Source organism: Micromonospora sp. MH99, assembly GCF_021442385.1.
GTDB lineage: Bacteria > Actinomycetota > Actinomycetes > Mycobacteriales > Micromonosporaceae > Micromonospora.
The window spans coordinates 50,141-67,015 of the sequence record NZ_MUZA01000031.1 but is presented as its reverse complement, the minus strand read 5'-3'; the positions used below and the strand labels follow the sequence as shown (position 1 = coordinate 67,015).

The 16,875-nt window shown below is 73.8% G+C and carries 19 protein-coding genes; 6 read left to right on the top strand and 13 right to left on the bottom strand.

The genetic code is table 11. From position 1 onward, the window contains the following. The 3 genes from B0E54_RS17875 to B0E54_RS17865 form a co-directional block, all read right to left on the bottom strand. A partial coding sequence (locus B0E54_RS17875; RefSeq protein WP_234585389.1) for a tetratricopeptide repeat protein occupies positions 1-2,079 on the bottom strand: 2,079 nt, incomplete at its 3' end. 127 nt (positions 2,080-2,206) lie between these two features. Continuing rightward, the gene (locus tag B0E54_RS17870; protein WP_234585387.1) at positions 2,207-3,409 is read right to left on the bottom strand and encodes a low temperature requirement protein A; all 1,203 of its coding nucleotides are present in this window, start codon (positions 3,407-3,409) and stop codon (positions 2,207-2,209) included. Beyond that, positions 3,396-3,854: a hypothetical protein gene (locus B0E54_RS17865; RefSeq protein ID WP_374109284.1), complete on the bottom strand. Its 459-nt coding sequence runs from the start codon at positions 3,852-3,854 to the stop codon at positions 3,396-3,398. Before B0E54_RS17865 ends, B0E54_RS17870 begins: the two co-directional genes overlap by 14 nt. 135 nt (positions 3,855-3,989) lie before the next feature. On the opposite strand from B0E54_RS17865, the gene B0E54_RS17860 reads away from it, so the two are divergent. Together B0E54_RS17860 and B0E54_RS17855 are read left to right on the top strand one after the other, a co-directional pair. Beyond that, a complete protein-coding gene (locus B0E54_RS17860) occupies positions 3,990-5,693 on the top strand; it encodes an acyl-CoA dehydrogenase family protein (RefSeq protein WP_234585384.1) in 1,704 nt (567 codons plus the stop codon). 77 nt (positions 5,694-5,770) lie between these two features. After that, positions 5,771-6,142 carry a VOC family protein gene (locus tag B0E54_RS17855; protein ID WP_234585381.1) on the top strand — a complete coding sequence of 124 codons (372 nt, stop codon included), beginning with the start codon at positions 5,771-5,773 and terminating at the stop codon, positions 6,140-6,142. A gap of 16 nt (positions 6,143-6,158) precedes the next feature. Here B0E54_RS17855 and B0E54_RS17850 read toward each other — a convergent pair whose 3' ends face one another. Then, positions 6,159-7,004: an LLM class flavin-dependent oxidoreductase gene (locus B0E54_RS17850; RefSeq protein WP_234585379.1), complete on the bottom strand. Its 846-nt coding sequence runs from the start codon at positions 7,002-7,004 to the stop codon at positions 6,159-6,161. A 30-nt stretch (positions 7,005-7,034) separates the two neighbouring features. After that, a complete protein-coding gene (locus B0E54_RS17845; protein ID WP_234585377.1) occupies positions 7,035-8,033 on the bottom strand; it encodes a tyrosine-type recombinase/integrase in 999 nt (332 codons plus the stop codon). Between the two features lie 23 nt (positions 8,034-8,056). Here B0E54_RS17845 and B0E54_RS17840 point away from each other — a divergent pair, with 23 nt between their 5' ends. Next, positions 8,057-9,232 carry a WYL domain-containing protein gene (locus B0E54_RS17840; RefSeq protein ID WP_234585341.1) on the top strand — a complete coding sequence of 392 codons (1,176 nt, stop codon included), beginning with the start codon at positions 8,057-8,059 and terminating at the stop codon, positions 9,230-9,232. Here B0E54_RS17840 and B0E54_RS17835 read toward each other — a convergent pair. Continuing rightward, the gene (locus B0E54_RS17835) at positions 9,208-10,185 is read right to left on the bottom strand and encodes a helix-turn-helix domain-containing protein (RefSeq protein WP_234585318.1); all 978 of its coding nucleotides are present in this window, start codon (positions 10,183-10,185) and stop codon (positions 9,208-9,210) included. The two genes, B0E54_RS17840 and B0E54_RS17835, sit on opposite strands and share 25 nt — an antisense overlap. 53 nt (positions 10,186-10,238) lie before the next feature. Here B0E54_RS17835 and B0E54_RS17830 point away from each other — a divergent pair, with 53 nt between their 5' ends. Next, entirely contained in the window at positions 10,239-10,634 is a 396-nt protein-coding gene (locus B0E54_RS17830) for a cupin domain-containing protein (protein WP_234585304.1), read from the top strand. Between the two features lie 175 nt (positions 10,635-10,809). On the opposite strand, the gene B0E54_RS17825 is transcribed toward B0E54_RS17830, so the two are convergent. From B0E54_RS17825 to B0E54_RS17810, 4 genes are all read right to left on the bottom strand, one after another. Beyond that, positions 10,810-11,235, bottom strand: coding sequence for an Hsp20/alpha crystallin family protein (locus B0E54_RS17825; RefSeq protein WP_234585291.1), 426 nt, complete (start codon positions 11,233-11,235; stop codon positions 10,810-10,812). A gap of 68 nt (positions 11,236-11,303) precedes the next feature. After that, complete coding sequence (locus B0E54_RS17820) at positions 11,304-11,819, bottom strand: GNAT family N-acetyltransferase (RefSeq protein ID WP_234585280.1); 516 nt, start codon at positions 11,817-11,819, stop codon at positions 11,304-11,306. Positions 11,820-11,829: 10 nt separating this feature from the next. Further along, positions 11,830-12,372 carry a DUF2087 domain-containing protein gene (locus B0E54_RS17815; RefSeq protein ID WP_234585278.1) on the bottom strand — a complete coding sequence of 181 codons (543 nt, stop codon included), beginning with the start codon at positions 12,370-12,372 and terminating at the stop codon, positions 11,830-11,832. Positions 12,373-12,928: 556 nt separating this feature from the next. Next, entirely contained in the window at positions 12,929-13,435 is a 507-nt protein-coding gene (locus B0E54_RS17810; RefSeq protein ID WP_234585275.1) for a MarR family transcriptional regulator, read from the bottom strand. 68 nt (positions 13,436-13,503) lie between these two features. On the opposite strand from B0E54_RS17810, the gene B0E54_RS17805 reads away from it, so the two are divergent. After that, positions 13,504-14,736, top strand: a complete 1,233-nt coding sequence (locus tag B0E54_RS17805) for an MFS transporter (protein ID WP_234585273.1) — start codon at positions 13,504-13,506, stop codon at positions 14,734-14,736. A 22-nt stretch (positions 14,737-14,758) separates the two neighbouring features. Here B0E54_RS17805 and B0E54_RS17800 read toward each other — a convergent pair whose 3' ends face one another. Together B0E54_RS17800 and B0E54_RS17795 are read right to left on the bottom strand one after the other, a co-directional pair. Continuing rightward, entirely contained in the window at positions 14,759-14,950 is a 192-nt protein-coding gene (locus B0E54_RS17800) for a DUF397 domain-containing protein (RefSeq protein ID WP_234585271.1), read from the bottom strand. After that, a complete protein-coding gene (locus B0E54_RS17795; protein ID WP_234585268.1) occupies positions 14,941-15,711 on the bottom strand; it encodes a DUF5753 domain-containing protein in 771 nt (256 codons plus the stop codon). Before B0E54_RS17795 ends, B0E54_RS17800 begins: the two co-directional genes overlap by 10 nt. Before the next feature lie 198 nt (positions 15,712-15,909). Here B0E54_RS17795 and B0E54_RS17790 point away from each other — a divergent pair, with 198 nt between their 5' ends. After that, complete coding sequence (locus B0E54_RS17790; protein WP_234585255.1) at positions 15,910-16,173, top strand: flavin reductase; 264 nt, start codon at positions 15,910-15,912, stop codon at positions 16,171-16,173. Positions 16,174-16,190: 17 nt separating this feature from the next. On the opposite strand, the gene B0E54_RS17785 is transcribed toward B0E54_RS17790, so the two are convergent. Then, the gene (locus B0E54_RS17785; RefSeq protein WP_234585233.1) at positions 16,191-16,826 is read right to left on the bottom strand and encodes a hypothetical protein; all 636 of its coding nucleotides are present in this window, start codon (positions 16,824-16,826) and stop codon (positions 16,191-16,193) included. Positions 16,827-16,875 lie beyond the last annotated feature (49 nt).

Below are 16,875 nucleotides of genomic sequence, written 5' to 3'. Positions count from 1 at the left end.
CTGCCGACCGGTCCGGGCCGCGCGCACCGCTTCGGCCGCCCGCTGCCGGGCCACCTCCAGGTCACCCCCGGCGTACGCCACCCAGCCGGTCGCGACCAGCGCGCAGGAGAGCAGGAACGCCGGCGCCAGCCGGTGTGCCTCGTCGGCGGCGGCACGGGCGGCGTCGAGGTCGGCGGTGGCGCCCGCGCAGCGCAGCCGGGCCAGGCCGGTCAGCGCCGGGATGCGTACCTGCAGGTCCCCCACGTCACGGGCCAGCTCGGCGGCCTCGGCGAAGGCCGCCAACGCCTCCTCCCGCCGGCCGAGACGGCGACTGACCTCGGCCAACCCGTAGACCCCGGCGGCGGCCCGGTTCAGCCCCAACCGTTGCGAGACCATTTTGGAGCGGGTGAAACGCAGGGTCGCCTCGTCGTAGCGGCCCAGCCGGAGCAGCGCCTCACCCGCGTTGTGCAGGGCGGTCACCAGCACTCCCGGCGGGCCGGCGAGTTCCGCCGCGCGGACCGCCCGCACGGCGGTGGCCAGCGCCGACGGGTACCGGGCCTCCCGCAGCAGGCAGTGCGCCTGGTTGACCAGGACCCGCGCCTGCTGGACCAGGTCACCCGCACGTTCGGCCGCCGACAGCGCCTCGGCGAGGTGCCCGTCACGGCGGGTGCCGGACGAGGTCAGCGCGGCCGCGATGTGCGCCGCCGCCAGCGGGGCGTCCTCGTTGACCCGCTGCGCCGCGACGAGCGCCCGGGCCCCTGTGGTGACCGCGTCGTCGACCCGGCCGAGCTGGGCGAGGGTGCTGGCGCGGCAGGCCAGCAGCAGGACGTCGTCGGGGCCCGGTGGGGCGAGCGTCGGCGCCGCGTCCACCCGGTCGAGCACCGCGAGTGCGCCGGCGTAGTCGGTTCGCAGGTACGGCACCATCGCGGCCCGCCAGAGCAGCCGCGCCGGCCAGCGACGGTCGCGGTCCGCCTGCGCCAGCAGCGGGGCGAAGACCCGCGACGCCCAGGTCACCGAGCCGGACATCCGCAGCGCGTCGCCGAGGATCAGTTGCAGGTCGGGGTGCTGCTCGGCCGGCGGCAGCGCGCTGATCAGGTCGGTGACGTCGGGCGCCCCGCCACCGGCGAGCATCTCCGCACCGTGGCTGACGATCAGCGCCGCGCACCGGGCGGTGTCGTTCGCGTCGCGCAGGGCTCGGGCGGCCGCCAGCGGGTACGCGTTCTCGAGGTACCAGTCGGCGGCGGCGGACAACCGCTGGCGGCCCGAGATGTCTGGTCGGCCTGTCTGCTGGGCCAGCACCGCCGCGAGCACAGGTACCAGCTGCACCGTCGACGCGGTGGCGTCGGACCGCCGGCGGGGGTGGGCCACCAGCAACCCGGTGCGGGTCGCCCACTGCAGCGCGTGCGCGGTGGCGTCGGGGGGCGCGTCGGCGTCGATGGCCACGCACAGCGGCGCGGTGATCGGGTCGAGGCGGTGGATGCCGCCAAGCAGACGCGCCACAGGCGCGGGCAGGTCGGTAAGGATCTCGTCGCGGGCGAACTGCCCGCCGGCGGTGCCGGGCTCGGTCAGGGCGGCGAGCAGCTCCCGCCGGCCGACGCCCTGCCGGCCGAGCGCGTCACCGGCGAGGTGTACCCACGCTGGCCAGCCGGCGGTCAGCTCGTAGACCAGGTAGGCCAGGTCACTGTCGGGGACCGCGTGTTCGTCGCGCAGGATCCGGGCGACCTCGTCCCGACCGAGGGCGAGGGTTTCCGGTCCGCGGTGCACCACGGGTCCGGCGCAGGCGCTGCGGGCCGCGTCGGCGAGCGGGTGTCGAGCGGCCAGCGTCACCGCCGGCTGACCCGGCAGCGCGCCCAGCAGACGCACGAGGGTCAACTGCTCGTCCCCGCTGAGCGCGGACACCTCGTCCACGGCGACCCGGGCCGGCGGGTGCGCGTCCGACGGGCTGGTCGGGTGCGACAGCGCGTCGATCAGATCCGCCGCCCGGTGACAGGCCGTCGGGCCGTCCCCGCCGATGGCCTCCAGGGCGGTGCTCTTGCCGTAACCGGCGGCGGCCACCAGCAGCAGCCACCGCTGTGGTCGGGCCCGCCTGTCGGTTGCCATCACGTCGCCTCCGCTCGGCCGAGCACCGAGGAAGGCCACCCGGAGGGCCGGTGACCCCACGCTAACCAGCGCGCGGCCCACCCACGGTGGCGTTGTCCGAGAACCGACGCAGTGCCGCCGGCCGGGGTCAGGACGGCTCTCGGGCGGCGGACCGGGCCCGCAACCGGTCGGTCACGATGACGGCGACGGTCACCGCCAACGCGGCCGTGGCGCACGCCGCGACGGGTGCTCCCAGCGCCACACCTGCCGGTATCAACGCCAGCAGCACCAGCGCCGCCGCGATCCGGGTGCTCGGCACCGCCCGCCACACCACCGCCTTGTAGGCGGCGTGCCCGGCGAGGAACAGCGCCGGGCCGCCCAGGGTGAACAGCGCGTCGACGGTGGTGGCCGCCGCGCCGGGGGCGCGCAGCAGCCGCTCGTCGCCCGCCGAGGTGACGACGATGCCGGCGACCATCACCGGATGCAGGTAGTTGAACGCGAGCCGACTCAGCGCCCCGGTACGCGTGCCGGCCCGGGCGATGACCTCCGTCGCGGCCGAGGCCGAGCGGGCGAAGTACACCCACCACAGCGCCACCGAACCCGCGAACGCCACCACGAACGCCCCCGACGTCACCAGGTTCACGTGCGACGTGAGGGTGCTGCCGGTGACCAGGATCGATTCGCCGAGCGCGATCAGGACGAACGCCGCGCAGCGTTCGGCCAGGTGACCTCCCTCCACCATCCACCGCTCGGGGCGGCTGCGCTCCCGACCCGGCAGCGGGTAGCCGATCGACAGGCCGACGACATCGAGCACGATCACCGCCGCCCACACCACCTCCCGGGCCGGGGTGTCCACCAGGCCGCCGACCACCACGAGCACCGACGTGGCGCCGATCCACGGCAGCGACTTCTGGAACCCGTCGACCAGCCACGGGCTGCCCTGCGTCGCCCACAACGCGAACATGGTCCGGCCCACCTGCACGCTCACGTAGACCACCGCGAAGAGCAGGCCGGTCCCGGCGAACGCCTGCGGGATCGCCGCCGACAACAGCAGGCTGCCCAGCGTCACGCCGATCAGCATCGCCCGCACCGGGCCCTGGTCCGGTTGCAGCCAGTTGGTCACCCAGGTGGTGTAGACCCAGACGAACCAGACCAGCGCCAGCAGCAGCGCGGTACGGGCGGCGCCACGCCAGTCCGGGTGCTCGATCAGGTAGTGCGACACCTGCGTGATCGTGAAGATGAAGACCAGGTCGAAGAACAGCTCGGTCGAGGTCGTCGGCTCGACCCCCTGCCGCCCGCGCAGCAACCGGGGATGCGCCAGATCGGCGATCGGCGACTCAGAAGGGGTCACCGCACACCCGCCAGTCGCCGTTCTCACGGACCACCGGCAGACGCCGCTCCTCAGTGATGCCGCCGTCGCGGGTCAACCGCACCGTCACCGTGCCGCGCGGTCGCCCGCCCCTGGTGGCCACCGACACGTCGGTGATCTCGTAGTCGGTCACCATCGGTGGCGTCCGCACCCAGCTGGTGAACCCGATGGCGCTCCACCGGGTACGCGCGTCCGAGCAGAGCTTCTCGTACGCCTGGTCGCTGTCGCCGAGAGTCACCTCGCTCAGGAAACCGTCGGCGGTCTCCCGGATCGGGCCGGCGGCCTGCCGCACCGTCTGCAGGTTCCACGCCCCCAGCCCGGCCACCCCGACGCAGCACAGCGCCATGCCGAACCCGGCGAACGCCAGCCCGGTGCGCATCGGGCGGTGCCGCCGGGCCGGTCGGCTCCACGACTGGCCGGCACCCACGACTACCGACCGTAGAGAACACCGTCGCGGTGAGGCAGGACAAGCGGAAAACTGGGTGCGCCCGAGGCACTGTTCGCGGCGGCGACGCATCGTCTACCGTCGGCGCACACCCCCAGCAGCGCCAGGAGTCGATCGATGAGCCGCTTCGTCCAGCCGGTACCACCCCCCGCCGACCCGTACGCCGGGGACGCCCTGCTGCGGTCCTGGCTGGAGCGTCACCTCGGCCCGGCCGGGCACGCGGCCGCCAAGGGTCGCCTCGCCGACCTGGCCGCCGAGGTCACCGGGCCGCTGCGCGCGGCGCACGCCGACGCCGAGGCGCACCCGCCGACGCTGGTCCGCTACGACCCGTGGGGCGCGCGGATCGACCGGATCGAGGTGTCCGCCGGCTGGCAGGCGCAGCGGGCCGCCGCCGCCCGGCACGCCGTGGTGGCGCTGCCCTACCTGCCCGACGCGCGGGGCACCTGGGGCGCCGCCGCACGGGTCGTGCAACACGCGCTGCTGCACCTGTACGGGCCGGAGTCGGCGACGTTCTCCTGCCCGGTGGCGATGGCCGACGGGGCGGCGGCGCTGCTGAGCATGCCGGACGTCGACGCCGGGATCCGCGACGCGTGGCTGCCCCGGCTGATCTCCACGGACCCGGCCACGGCGATCACCAGTGGGCAGTGGATGACCGAGGCGCAGGGCGGTTCGGACCTGGGCCGATCGAGCACGGTGGGCCGGCCGGCGGCGGACGGGTCCTGGCGGCTGACCGGCGAGAAGTGGTTCTGCTCCGCCGCCGACGCGGCGATGGCTGTGGCGCTGGCCCGCCCCGACGGCTCCGGTCGGGGCAGCCGGGTGCTCGCCCCGTTCCTCGTCCCCCGGTACGCGGTCGACTCGCCGCTGGCCATCGGCGCGGCGCCGGACGCGCCCGCCCCCGGCGTGACAGTGCACCGGCTCAAGGACAAGCTCGGCACCCGGGCGCTGCCGACCGCCGAGATCGGCCTGCACGACGCGTACGCGCTGCCGTTGGGTGACCCGGCGGTGCCCGGCCTGGTCCGGGCGATGACCCTGGTCGTGGTGACCCGGGTGCACAACGCCGCCGCCGCGGCCGGCGGAATGCGACGGGGGCTCGCCTACGCCCGCGCGTACGCCGACGCGCGGCACGTGGCGGGCGGCGCGTTGGCGTCCTCGCCGTTGCACCGCGCCACGCTGGGCACCCTCGCGGTCGACGCGGCGGGCGCGTTCGCCCTCGCGGGACACGCGTTCGCGCTGCTCGGGCGGGTCGAGGTCGGCGCCGACCCGGAGGCTGCGGCGGAGCTGCGCATCGTGGCGCCACTGGCGAAGCTTGCCACCGGTCGGCTCGCCGTCAGCTCGGCCAGTGAGTACGTGGAGAGCTTCGGCGGCGCGGGCTACGTGGAGGACACCGGCGTGCCCCGGCTGCTGCGCGACGCGCAGGTGCTGCCGATCTGGGAGGGCACCACCAACGTGCTGGCCCTGGACGTGCTGCGCGCGCTGAGCCGCGAGGACGCCGGGACGCCTCTGCTGAGCCGCCTCGGTGCCGCCGTGGACCTGGCCCGGCCGCTGTCGCCCGCGCTGGCCGACACCCTCGCCGGGGCCGCCGGGCAGCTGCGCGACACCATCGCGGCGGTGACGGCCGACCCGGGCGCGGCGGCGGTGCTCGCGGGCGCCCGCGGCCTGGCGCTGCGCCTGGCGTACGCGCTGACCGCCGCCCTGCTCGTGGAGCACGCCGCGTGGGGTGACGAGCAGGCGGAGCTGGCCGCCCGGCTGTGGGCACGGCGGTGGCTGCGGCACGAGGACATCGCCGAGGACGCCCACCACCACCTGGACCTGCTCTGCTGAGCGTCGCCAGGCCGAAATCGAGGAACCGCCGACGTACCTGACACTGGTTGGCAGGTACGTCGGCGCAGACTGCCGGCATGACAACAACCGCCGACCTCGCGATGGTCAACCTGGACAGCTCCGACCCGGCCGCGCACGCCGCCTTCTACCACCGGGCGTTGGGCTGGGAGATCACCCACAGCCAAGCCGAGTACGCCATGATCAGCGGCGGTGGCGCCTCCATCGGCTTCGGCCTGGTCGAGGGCTACCAGCCGCCGTCCTGGCCGGACCCGACCGGGCAGAAGCGCTACCACCTGGACCTCTACGTCGACGACCTCGCCGTGGCCGAGAAGGAGTTCGTCGCCGCCGGCGCGTCGAAGCCGGAGTTCCAACCCGGCGACGACAAGTGGGTGGTGCTCCTGGACCCCATCGGGCAGCCGTTCTGCATCTGCCCCCGCCCGCAGAGCTGAGCCGCGGGCGCGGCCCTCAGCGCAGCGGGCCTCGGGCCACCGCCGCGCGCATCGCCGCGGGGTCGCCGACCGGGACGTACTCCAGCCACCAGGTGGCCCCGGCGGCGGCCACCTCGCGCAGATGGGCGCGTTCGGCGCGCTCGTCGGGGCGGCGGCGTCGCCCGCCGATCGCCACGTCGAACGGCTGACCGTCGGCCCGGGTCGGCGGCATGGCCGCGACCAGCTCCCGGACCTCGTCGGGCGTGAAGTCGGCCCAGCCGTCGGTGTCGGTGAGCTTGTACGGAACGATGCCGTCGGCGCGGGCCGCGCGGCGTCGCACCGCCCCGGCCTGGGTGCTGCCGCCGACCCAGACCGGCACCCGGGGCGACTGCACGGGCGGTGGCCGCAGCGCCACGTTCTCGGCGCGGTAGTGGGCGCCCCGATGGTCGACACGCTCACCGCCGAGCAGGCCGGTCAGCAGGTCGAGGCCCTCGTCGAGCATCGCGGCGCGCACGGCCGTCTCGGTCGGCTCGCCGAACGCGACCAGGCCCCGGTCGCCGGGGTCGCCGACGCCAACCGCCACTGTGGCGCGGCCCGCGCTCAGGTGGTCGAGCGTCAGCACCTCGCGGGCGAGCTTCGCCGGACGGCGCCGGGGCAGCGCGGTGACCGTGGTGCCCAGGCGCACCCGCTCGGTGCGCCCGGCGATCGCGCCGAGCACCATCCACGGGTCGTAGGTGAACGGGTCGTCGCCGGAGTAGTGGATCAGGTAATCCTCCAGGAACACCCCGTCCCATCCGGCGTTCTCGGCCAGCTCACCCAGCTCGACCAGGGTGGTCACCGAGACGTCGCCGCCACCGCAGGGGATCTCCAGACCGTGTCTCATGCGCCGAGGCTAGGCCGCGGGTGGGACAGTTCAGCCGCGGCGGCGGGACCGGGCGGCCCACACCGCGTACGCCGGGTCGCGGTCGAGGTTGTGCCGGTCCCGGTCGTAGCGGCGGGTGGTGCGCGGGTCGGCGTGGCCCATCGCGTCCTGCACGTCTTCGAGGGGGACGCCCTCGGAGCGGGCGGTGGTGGCGAACGCGTGTCGCAGCGAGTGCGGGGACAGCCGCGCCCAGGCGGGGATGCCGGCGGCGCGGGCGAGTCGGCGGACCATCCGGAACACCGAGTGCCGGTCGAGCCGCGCTCCGCTGGCGGTGACCAGCAGGGGTCCGGTCAGGTGTGTCACCGGCACGCCGGTGGTGGCGGCCCGCTGCGTCAGGTACGCGTCCACCGCGTACGCGGTGCCTGGTGTGAGGGCGCGGCGGCGCTGCTTGCCGCCCTTGCCGATGAAGCGCACGCTGCGGTGCCCGCGTTCGGTGCCGAGGTCGGTCAGGTCCAGCGAGACCAGCTCCCCGACCCGCAGGCCCAGATCGGCAAGCAGCGCGATCGCCGCCCGGTTGCGGGCCGCCGTCGGGCCGGTCTCCGCGTCGGCGGCGGTGAGCAGCGCGTCGACCTCCTCCGGGGTGAGCCCGACGGTGGCGGAGTGGTCCCGGTCGACGCGGGGCCGGTCCGCGCCGGAGACCGGGTTGGCCGGTACGCCGCCGAGCTTGACGAGGAAGTCATACCAGCTGGACAGCGCCGACAGCCGGCGTGCCACGGTCGCCGGGGTCAACGGTCGGCCGCTGCGGGCCACGAGAGTGGACTCCAGCATGCGGGCGTACTCGTTGATGTGCAGGAAGGTGGCCCGCAGCGGATCCAGGTCGTGCCCGGCGCACCAGCCGAGCCACGCGGTGACGTCACGTCGGTAGGCGTCGCGGGTGTGCTCGGACAGCCGGCGGTTGCGCAGCCACGCCTCGGTGACGTCGACCGGCCCGGTCGGCAGGGCCGGTCGGGCGGTGGGGCGGGCGAGCACGGGAGCGTCGGAGGACACCATGTGAAAAAGGTTCTCAGAGGCGGATGGGATTGCCACGCAGGCACGCCGACGACGGCCGGCGCGGCGGCGCGGACGGTGTCGGCTACGGTCGCACGGTGCGTGCCAGCCGGCTGGTCTCCCTGCTGCTGCTCCTGCAGGCCCGGGGGCGGATGACCGCCGCCGAACTGGCCGACGCCCTGGAGGTGTCGGTTCGCACCGTGTATCGCGACGTGGAGTCGTTGGGGGCCGCCGGTGTGCCGGTGTACGCCGAGCGCGGCCCGGCCGGCGGCTACCGCCTGCTCGACGGCTACCGCACCCGACTCACCGGCCTGACCGCCGGTGAGGCCGAGGCGTTGTTCCTGGTCGGAGTGCCCGGCCCGGCCGCCGAGTTGGGCCTGGGCTCGGTGCTGGCCACTGCGGAGCTCAAGCTGCGTGCCGCCCTGCCGGCGGACCTCGCCGACCCCGGCGGCAGGATCCGGCAGCGGTTCCACCTGGACGCGCCGAGCTGGTTCCGCGAGCCCGAGCCCACACCGCACCTGGCCGCGCTGGCCACGTCGGTGTGGGAGGACCGTCGGGTCCGGGTGCGGTACCGGCGGTGGCAGGCGCCGCGGGAGGTGACCCGGACCCTCGACCCGCTCGGCGTGGTGCTCAAGGCTGGCCGCTGGTATCTGGTCGCCGCCGCGTCCGGGCAGGTGCGCACCTACCGGGTGGGCGCGATCCTGGAGCTGACCGTGCTGGACGAGCCCGCCGAGCGGCCGGCCGGCTTCGACCTGGCGGCCTGCTGGCAGGAGCACGCCGAACGCTACGAGCGGGGCGTCTATCGCGCCGAGGCCCGGGTGCGGATGACCGTGGCGGCGCTGGCGCAGACGACGCACCTGTTCCCACCGGCGATGAGCCGCGCGGCGCAGGACCACGCCGGTGCCCCGGACGCGGACGGCTGGGTCACGACGACAGTGCCGATCGAGTCGGTCCGACACGGCCGCGTCGAAATGCTCAAGCTCGGCGCGCAGGTGGAGGTGCTCGCCCCGCCCGATTTGCGGGAACTGCTCGCCGGCACCGCCCACGCGCTCGCCGCCCTCTACCCACCACCCGGCGACGGGCCGCCGTCGGGAGAGCCGCAACCGGGCCATCGGGACTGGGGCCCGGCAGTACGAGCCAAGACATCGACGGATACAGCTGAGCAGGGTGGGTGCGTTCAGCCGGCGAAGCGACCGCGATAGGCGCTGGGGGTCAGCCCGGTGTGGCGGCGGAACTGGGTGCGCAGGTTGGCGCTGGTGCCCAGGCCGCTGGCGCGGGCGACGGTGTCCAGGCGTGGTTCGCCCGCTTCGAGCAGACGGCAGGCCAGGTTGACGCGTTGGCTGGTCAGCCAGGCCAGCGGGGTGGTGCCCAGTTCGCTGTGGAAGCGGCGGTGCAGAGTAGCCGGGCTGACGGCGGCGTGGGCGGCCAGGTCCGTCACGCTCAGGGGTTGGTGCAGCCGTCCTCGGGCCCAGTCGAGCAGCGGTGCCAGAGACGTGTCGAGTACGGCCGGCAGTGGCTGGGGGATGAACTGGCGTTGCCCGCCGTCGCGGTGCGCGGCGAACACGAGCCGGCGGCTGACCGTGTTGGCGATCTCGGCGCCGTGGTCGCGGCGGATCAGGTGTAGGCCGAGGTCGAGGGCCGCGGCGCTGCCGGCGGCGGTGAGTACGTCGCCGTCGTCGACGAACAGCACGTCGGGTTGCAGCAGCACCCGAGGGTGGCGGGCGGCGAACAGTTCGCTCCAGCGCCAGTGTGTGGTGGCGCGGCGGCCATCGAGCACGCCGGCGGCGGCGAGGGTGAACGTGCCGGTGCAGAAACTGACCAGCCGGGCACCGCGAGCGCCAGCACGTCGTACGGCGTCGACCACGGCGGGCGCGGGCGGGATGTGCGGGTCGGGTCGGTTCGGCACGATGAAGGTGTCAGCGTCCTCGGCGGCGTCCAGGCCGGGTACTCCGGTGAGGCGGAACAGCCCGGCGTGCATCACGGTGTCCGGGGCGGCGGCGCACAGCGTGAAGTCGTACCAACGGCGGTCTATCTCCGGGCGGCGCAGGCCGAACAGCTCAGTGGCCACGCCCAACTCGAACGGGTTCGACCCATCGTCGACGAGCATCACCACCCGGTGCGCGCCGTCACCAGGCTGCGAGGATTGTTGCGGCATACGCGATTTCTAGCACTCACGCTGCGCTGACGGCATCAGCCACGATGACAGCCATGATCAGTGAACCGGTCGAGCTGTCCACCGCCCTGGCCACCTTCGAGGCGCTGTGGAGCCCGCGCATCGTGACGCAGGTCAACGACTATGACGTCCGCATCGCCAAGGTTGCTGGCGAGCACGTGTGGCACCGCCACGACAACACCGACGAGTTCTTCCTCGTGCTGTCCGGGCAGCTGAGCATCGCCCTGCGCCTGCCGGGCGAGCAGGAGCGCACCGTGGCGCTGCCGCAGGGGTCGGTGTTCGTCGTACCGCGCGGCACCGACCACAAACCCTTCTCCCCGGACGGCGCGGCGATCCTGATGTTCGAACCCACCGGCACCCTCAGCATCGGCGACCACCACGACCCCGTTCCCGACCACGTCGACGCCACGACTGGGCATGACCTGCGGTGATCCCGCCTGAGCGTGGGACAGCCCCACATGCGCGGCAGAATTCCGACCTGGCAAGTGGTCGTGGGCGGTTACGAGCCGGCGCCGCGCCGCCATCGGGGCAGCCGCAGCCGGGCGTCGTGGCACCGGAAACGCCGACGGCCGGCACCGCAGGTGCCGGCCGTCGAGACCGTCGCGGTCAGGCGTTGATCTGTCGGCGTGCGTCGCCGTTGGCGGTGATGGTCACCCGGCGGGGCTTGGCGCGCTCGGCGACGGGGATGCGCAGCGTCAGCACCCCGTTCTCGTAGCCGGCCTCCAGCTTGTCGGTGTCCAGGGTGTCGCCCAGGAACAGCCGCCGGGTGAAGGTACCCATCGGGCGTTCGGCGGCGACCAGCTCGACACCGTCGCCGGTGGGCCGGCGCCGCTCGGCCCGCACGGTGAGCACGTTGCGCTCCACGGTGCAGTCGATGGTGTCCGGGTCGACGCCCGGCAGGTCGAACGCCGCGTAGAAGTGGTCCCCGTCGCGGTAGGCGTCCAGGTGCATCATCGCGGGACGGGCTGCCGTACCGAAGAACTGCTCGGCGAGCCGGTCGATCTCGCGGAACGGGTCGGTACGCATCAACATCGCTGTGCCTCCTCGGTTCTCCTGGCCGAAGGTGATGAGTTGAGCCGTGGTGACTCAACTTCCTCTTCTTATTTAGCGCCTTCCGCGACGGACGTCAACTGCTTCTCGAACCAGTGCTCGGCGTACCTGCCGTGCGAGTAGGCGGGGATCTCGGCGTAGCCGTGCCGGGCGTACAGGGCGCGGGCCTCGACCAGGTCGGAGCGGGTGTCGAGCCGGATCCGGTCCGCCCCGACCGCCCGCGCCCGCTGCTCGGCGGCGGCCAGCAGCGCGGCGCCTCCACCGGCGCCCCGGTGCGCGGGCCGCAGGAACACGCGGGTCAGCTCGGCCCAGTCCGGACGCCACCGCAGCCCGGCACAACCGGCCAGGTCCGCGTCGCGGTGCGCGAGCAACAGCAGACCACCGGGGTACGCCAGGTCGTCGCTGGGCATCTCGGCCAGCGCCGCGTCGACCTCGCCGGGTCGGGCCGGGCGGCGGTGGTAGCGCACCACCATCTCGGTCATGTACTCGCGCAGCAGGACTGTCGCGTCCGGATGGTCGGGACGGACGGTGGAGGTCACCCAGGCGGGCCGCAGGGTCGTGGTCACCCGTCGATCGTCACTGCCCGGTCAACGGATTTTCGGCCTCCGTCAGCTGGTAGACGCCCTGCTCACGAGTGAGCAACCGCTCGTCCACGAGGTAGCGGCGCAGGGTGGCGTGGTCCGAGGCGCCGGCGGCGCACCACGGTTTGAGCGCATCGTCGACGGCCCGCTCCGGATAGCGCGTGCCCGGCTCGAACGACTGCCGCGCGACGTGTGCCAGCAGCACCCGCCGCCGCCCGAGCTGGGCCGGCATGCCCGTCAGGACGCCGCCGCGCAGGAACGTGCGCAGCACCGGATCGTCGGACGGCGCGTCGTCGTCGGCCGGGCGGCTGTCGCGCGCCGCCGCCCGCAGCGACGCCTCGTCGACCGCGAGCGTGCCGTCAGCGCCGGTGACGAGACCCGCGTCGGCGAGCCGCCGGAGCCCGGTGAGCACGACCCGCGCCGCCAAGCCGGAGCGCTGCACGACCTCGGCCACGCTTGCCGATCCCAACGCGACCGCCGCGAAGACCCGTCGCCGTCCGTCGTCGGCCAGGGCCCCGGCCAGAGCGTGCGCAGTCATGCCGGTCACCCTCCCATCGGCGTACGAGGGCCGCCAGGCGATTTTCGGAGTACGCGCCCAGGCCCGCCGTCGCCGGCCTGCTGGTCCGCACCCCGAAGTTGACCAAGACCGGGGCGGCGGTCAGCTGTGGAAATGATCCTGGCGAGAGGTCCACCGCGACGACGTGAACCCCGCAGGCGCCGCACGGGGTGCGTGGCAGCGGTGGAGGCGAGAAGACGACTGAAGCGTCGAATTCGACGGCAGGAGTGTCCGTGCGGACGAAGACCGGCACACGGATATGGCGGGAATTATTCATGGTTCCGGCGATTCCAAGCTCTCGGCAGGAGGCACGGGGGGGCCTCCCGGATCCAGTGACGGATAGCCGGCGTCTCGGCGCGGAGGGCAGACGGGGAGGTGACTCGAACCCGTCCTCATCGCGCACGTGCGCCACTGGTCACTGATCCATGCGCGCCAGCATGGTCGACCCCGGACTGGCGGGCAACGGATTTCCGGGTGGCCCCGCCGTCGGGGGCGCGACGTACCGCCACCGGTTGCTCGGCGACGTACCGCCAGCCGGCTACGGTGCGTCGGCCGGCTGTTCGGCGACGAGCAGCACCCGGCGCAGCAGGTCCGACAGCAGCCGCCGCTCCTTCGGCGTCAACGCGCCGAGCAGTCGCTGCTCCTCGGCGCCCTGGCTCTCCATCGCCGCGCGCCACGCGTCCATGCCCTCGTCGGTGAGTTCCACGTCCACGCGACGACGGTCGACCGTGGACGGGATGCGGCGCACGAAGCCCCGCCGCAGCAGGGTATCGACGCGCGCGGTGATCGAGGCCGGGGCCACCGTCAGGTCCGCGGCCAGGTCGGAGGGCGCCGCGCGACCGCGCCGGCCGGCGAGGGCGTGCAGGGTCTCGTACTCGTGCCGGGGCAGGTCGAAGTCGGCGAGGACCCGTTCCTTGACCGCGCGCAGGTGCCGGGTCAGGCGGATCATCCGCACCACCGTGCCCTCGATGTCCCTGTCGAGGTCGGGCACCACAGGGAGCCAGCGCTCGATGTGCTGGTCGACGACATCTTCGGTGGCGGTCACGACGCCAGCCTAGCTCAGCACCGAAATATTCATTGCCGAAAGGTTCGGTGTCTAAGTACATTGCGGGTATGGCTCATCCCCTGCGCACCCGCCCCTTCCGGCTGCTGTTCCTCGGCCGCACCGTCTCGGCCGTCGGGGACGCGGTGGTGCCCGCCGCCCTGGCCCTGGCCGTGCTGCGGGCCACCGGCTCGACCGCAGCGTTGGCAGTCGTCCTCGCCGCGGCGATGGTGCCCCGGTTGCTTCTGCTGCCGCTGGGAGGCGTGGTCGCCGACCGGTTCGCCGCCCGCCGCGTCGCCCTGCTGGCCGACCTGGTCCGCTGCGCGACCCAACTCGCCGTCGGCGTCGAACTGCTCGGCGGCGACCCGGCGCTGAGCACCGTCGTGGTGGCCTCCGCGCTCGGCGGCACCGCGTCGGCGTTCGCCATCCCCACCGCGTCTCCCCTGGTCGCCGGCACCGTCGCGCCGGCCGACCGGCAACGGGCCAACGCCCTGATGGGAGTCACCGCCAACGCCAGTCGACTGCTCGGCCCGGCGTTGGCCGGCGCGCTGATCTGGGCCGCCGGCCCCGGCTGGGCGTTCGTGATCGACAGCGCGTCCTTCGCGCTCAGCGCCGCCCTGCTCGCGCTGGTCCGGGTCCGGCACGTGCCGGTGCCCCGCCGCAGCGTCCTCGTCGACCTGCGGCACGGCTTCGGCGAGGTGCGCGCCCGTGACTGGTTCTGGACGAGCCTGCTCGGGCACGGCGTGTGGAACGGCGCCGCCGCCGTGCTGATGACCCTCGGCCCGGCCGTCGCCATTCACCGCCTGGGCGGGGAGGCGACGTGGGTGCTGCTGTTGCAGGCTGGCGCGATCGGCATGCTCACCGGCTCACTGCTGGCCGGGCGGGTCCGGCTCCGCCGGCCGGTGCTGCTGGCCAACCTCGGGCTCGCCACCTACGCCGTGCCGCTGTTCCTGCTCGCCGTCGCCGCGCCCGCCCCCGCCGTGATCGTCACGTACGCCGTGGCGCTGACCGCCCTGGGCTACCTCAACCCGGTCTGGGAGACAGTCGTGCAGCACCACTTCGCACCGGAGGTCCTGGCCCGGGTCACCTCGTACGACTGGCTGGTGTCGCTGGCCGCGATGCCGCTGGGCTACGCGCTGGCGCCGTTGGCCGCCGACGCGTTCGGCGCTCCCGTACCCCTCGCGGTCGCCGGTCTGCTGGTCCTGGCCTCCTGCGCCGGCACCGCGCTCGTGCCCGGCGTACGCCGGCTCACCTGGCCGACCGCCCCGCAACCGCAACCGGCCGAACCGGCCGGCGTGCGCTGACCAGGTCGGGCGATGTGGACGGTCAGCGGGCGTCGCGGGCCAGGGCGAGGAAGCTGCGCCACGACTGCGGGTTGAACGTGAGCGTCGCGCCGTCGCGATCCTTCGAGTCCCGCACGAGGACCACGCCCGGGAGGTTGTCGGCGACCTCGACGCAATTGCCGCCGTTGCCGCCGCTCTTCGTGCTCGTGCGCCACCGCGCGCCGGTCAGGTCCATGATGCCGCCGCTTCTCTGAGAAGGTCCAGGGAACGCCCCCGGGGCAGCGCCTCGCCGCGAATGCGCTCCCACCGCCGCTCCAGGCTAACAAGCTCCGATGTCTGGTCGAGGATCTGCGCCTGCGCGGCGCTGTCGACGTGCGCGACCCGCGAGCCGTCCGGCAGGTCGGCGATGGTGAACGGCCCGTCGAGCCCGGGATAGCTGGGTGCGTCCGCCGGGACGATCTGGAGCTGGACGGTGTCGGTCTCGACGTACCCGAGCAGGTGCGTGAGCTGCGCTGCCATCAACGCCCGGTCGTCGCCGACGCGACGCCGCAGCACCCCCTCGTCCAGCACGGCGATGAGCAGCGGCCCGTCGCCGTCGCGGTCGAGAATCGACTGCCGGCTGATCCGCGCCCCGGTGAACTCGTCGACCGCCTCCGGCGTCAGGACCCCGCCGGCCAGGGTCGCCCGGGCGTACGCCTCGGTCTGCAGTAGACCCGGCACCCACGTCAACTCGAACGACCGCAGCGTCAGCGCCTCGCGTTCGAGGTCGACCCAGGGTCGGAACCACACCGGCTCGCGGCGCCGCAGGGCATCCGGCCACAGCGCGTCGGCGTCGCGGGCCAGCAGCTCCGCGACTGTCGCCCGGTGCCGGCTCTGGGGAACGTGGCCCGGGTTCGCCCACCGGGCGACGGTTTTCGGATGCACACCGATCCGATCGGCAAGGCTCTCGGCGGTGTGACCCGCTTCGGCGAGCGCTGCGACAAAGGCGTGGTTCATGCCGTCCCTTCCCTGGGGCAAATGGGCTGCGCCAAGGAGATTACGTAACGCTGTGTGGTTGTCCAGAGACTCCCGGCAAAGTGGGGTATCGACGGCGCGGCCGGCAGGGACCCGAACCCGGCGGACGCGTTCGTGGCGGGGCCGCTCGCCCGACCGCAAGCGGCCCCGCTTCCAGCAGTCGACCCAGGAGGAGGACCCGTGCCACCCACCAAAGGAAAGACCAGGAAGTCGACGCACTCCCCGTTGCGGCCGTCGTGGCGCTGCCCGGTCTGCGGCATCCTCTGGCCGTGTTCGACAGCGAAGCTGCGCCTGCTCGGCGAATACCGCGAGGATCGTCCGGGTCTGTTGACTCACCTGGCGACGGTGCAGCAGGAGGCCGAGGCCGACCTGAGCGTGCTCAACCCCGGCGTGGCGCTACCCGACCTGACGCCGCGTTTCGTCGGCTGGGCGCAGGCCCGCTGAGCGGCTACAGGGCGGCCTCAACCACTGACGACCTCGTCGACGTCGTGCTCGGTGATGAGTGCGGGAAGCCAGATGACGTCCAGGGGGGTGCCGTCGTGGTTGCCGCGGTTGTCGTTGGCCATGTCGGCGACCCGCTGCGCGTCGTCGAGGGTGGTCAGCAGCGCAGCGCTTCCCGGCCGGATGCCGAGCTTGGCGAGGGCCTGAGTGTCCAGGCGGTAGCAGAGCCAACTGTGGAAGCGGCCGTGGATGAAGCCGAGCACCTCGAATCCGTGCGCCGTGCCGGTTGGGGCGGCCGTGGGTTGCGTGAGGTTCATCCGGATCGGATGCGGGAGATCGCCGATCCACTCCTCGATGACGGTCAGCAGGTCGGCGACCGCTGTCGTCGGCACGCTCATGCTCAGCACGTGGGCGGAGCGGGGGTCCGGCGGCGCGTGCCGAACGGCGTTGGCGGCCTGGCGCAGGGTCCGGTGCCAGGGCTCGAACAGAGGCTGTTGCCACGGCTCGATGTCCTGGTCGGCGGGGAGAAAGTCGGCGAGGCAGTCGCTGACAGTGGGCACTGCGCTCGGTAGGTCGGCGGTCCAGCCCTCTCTGCCGGGCGCCCACCGGAAGCCCGCGACGAACCCGGCCAGTACGTGGCTCTCGGCGTCTGTCACCCGCTCATGATCGACGACGCCGACGTCCGGCGCAGAGAATTGTTCGCGT

Excerpts from the sequence above, each read along its gene's own strand:
- B0E54_RS17860 (WP_234585384.1), top strand. The coding sequence starts at position 3,990 with ATGAGCCGCTTCGTCCAGCCGGTACCACCCCCCGCCGACCCGTACGCC.
- B0E54_RS17855 (WP_234585381.1), top strand. The coding sequence starts at position 5,771 with ATGACAACAACCGCCGACCTCGCGATGGTCAACCTGGACAGCTCCGAC.
- B0E54_RS17850 (WP_234585379.1), bottom strand. The coding sequence starts at position 7,004 with ATGAGACACGGTCTGGAGATCCCCTGCGGTGGCGGCGACGTCTCGGTG.
- B0E54_RS17845 (WP_234585377.1), bottom strand. The coding sequence starts at position 8,033 with ATGGTGTCCTCCGACGCTCCCGTGCTCGCCCGCCCCACCGCCCGACCG.
- B0E54_RS17840 (WP_234585341.1), top strand. The coding sequence starts at position 8,057 with ATGGGATTGCCACGCAGGCACGCCGACGACGGCCGGCGCGGCGGCGCG.
- B0E54_RS17835 (WP_234585318.1), bottom strand. The coding sequence starts at position 10,185 with ATGCCGCAACAATCCTCGCAGCCTGGTGACGGCGCGCACCGGGTGGTG.
- B0E54_RS17830 (WP_234585304.1), top strand. The coding sequence starts at position 10,239 with ATGATCAGTGAACCGGTCGAGCTGTCCACCGCCCTGGCCACCTTCGAG.
- B0E54_RS17825 (WP_234585291.1), bottom strand. The coding sequence starts at position 11,235 with ATGTTGATGCGTACCGACCCGTTCCGCGAGATCGACCGGCTCGCCGAG.
- B0E54_RS17815 (WP_234585278.1), bottom strand. The coding sequence starts at position 12,372 with ATGACTGCGCACGCTCTGGCCGGGGCCCTGGCCGACGACGGACGGCGA.
- B0E54_RS17805 (WP_234585273.1), top strand. The coding sequence starts at position 13,504 with ATGGCTCATCCCCTGCGCACCCGCCCCTTCCGGCTGCTGTTCCTCGGC.
- B0E54_RS17800 (WP_234585271.1), bottom strand. The coding sequence starts at position 14,950 with ATGGACCTGACCGGCGCGCGGTGGCGCACGAGCACGAAGAGCGGCGGC.
- B0E54_RS17795 (WP_234585268.1), bottom strand. The coding sequence starts at position 15,711 with ATGAACCACGCCTTTGTCGCAGCGCTCGCCGAAGCGGGTCACACCGCC.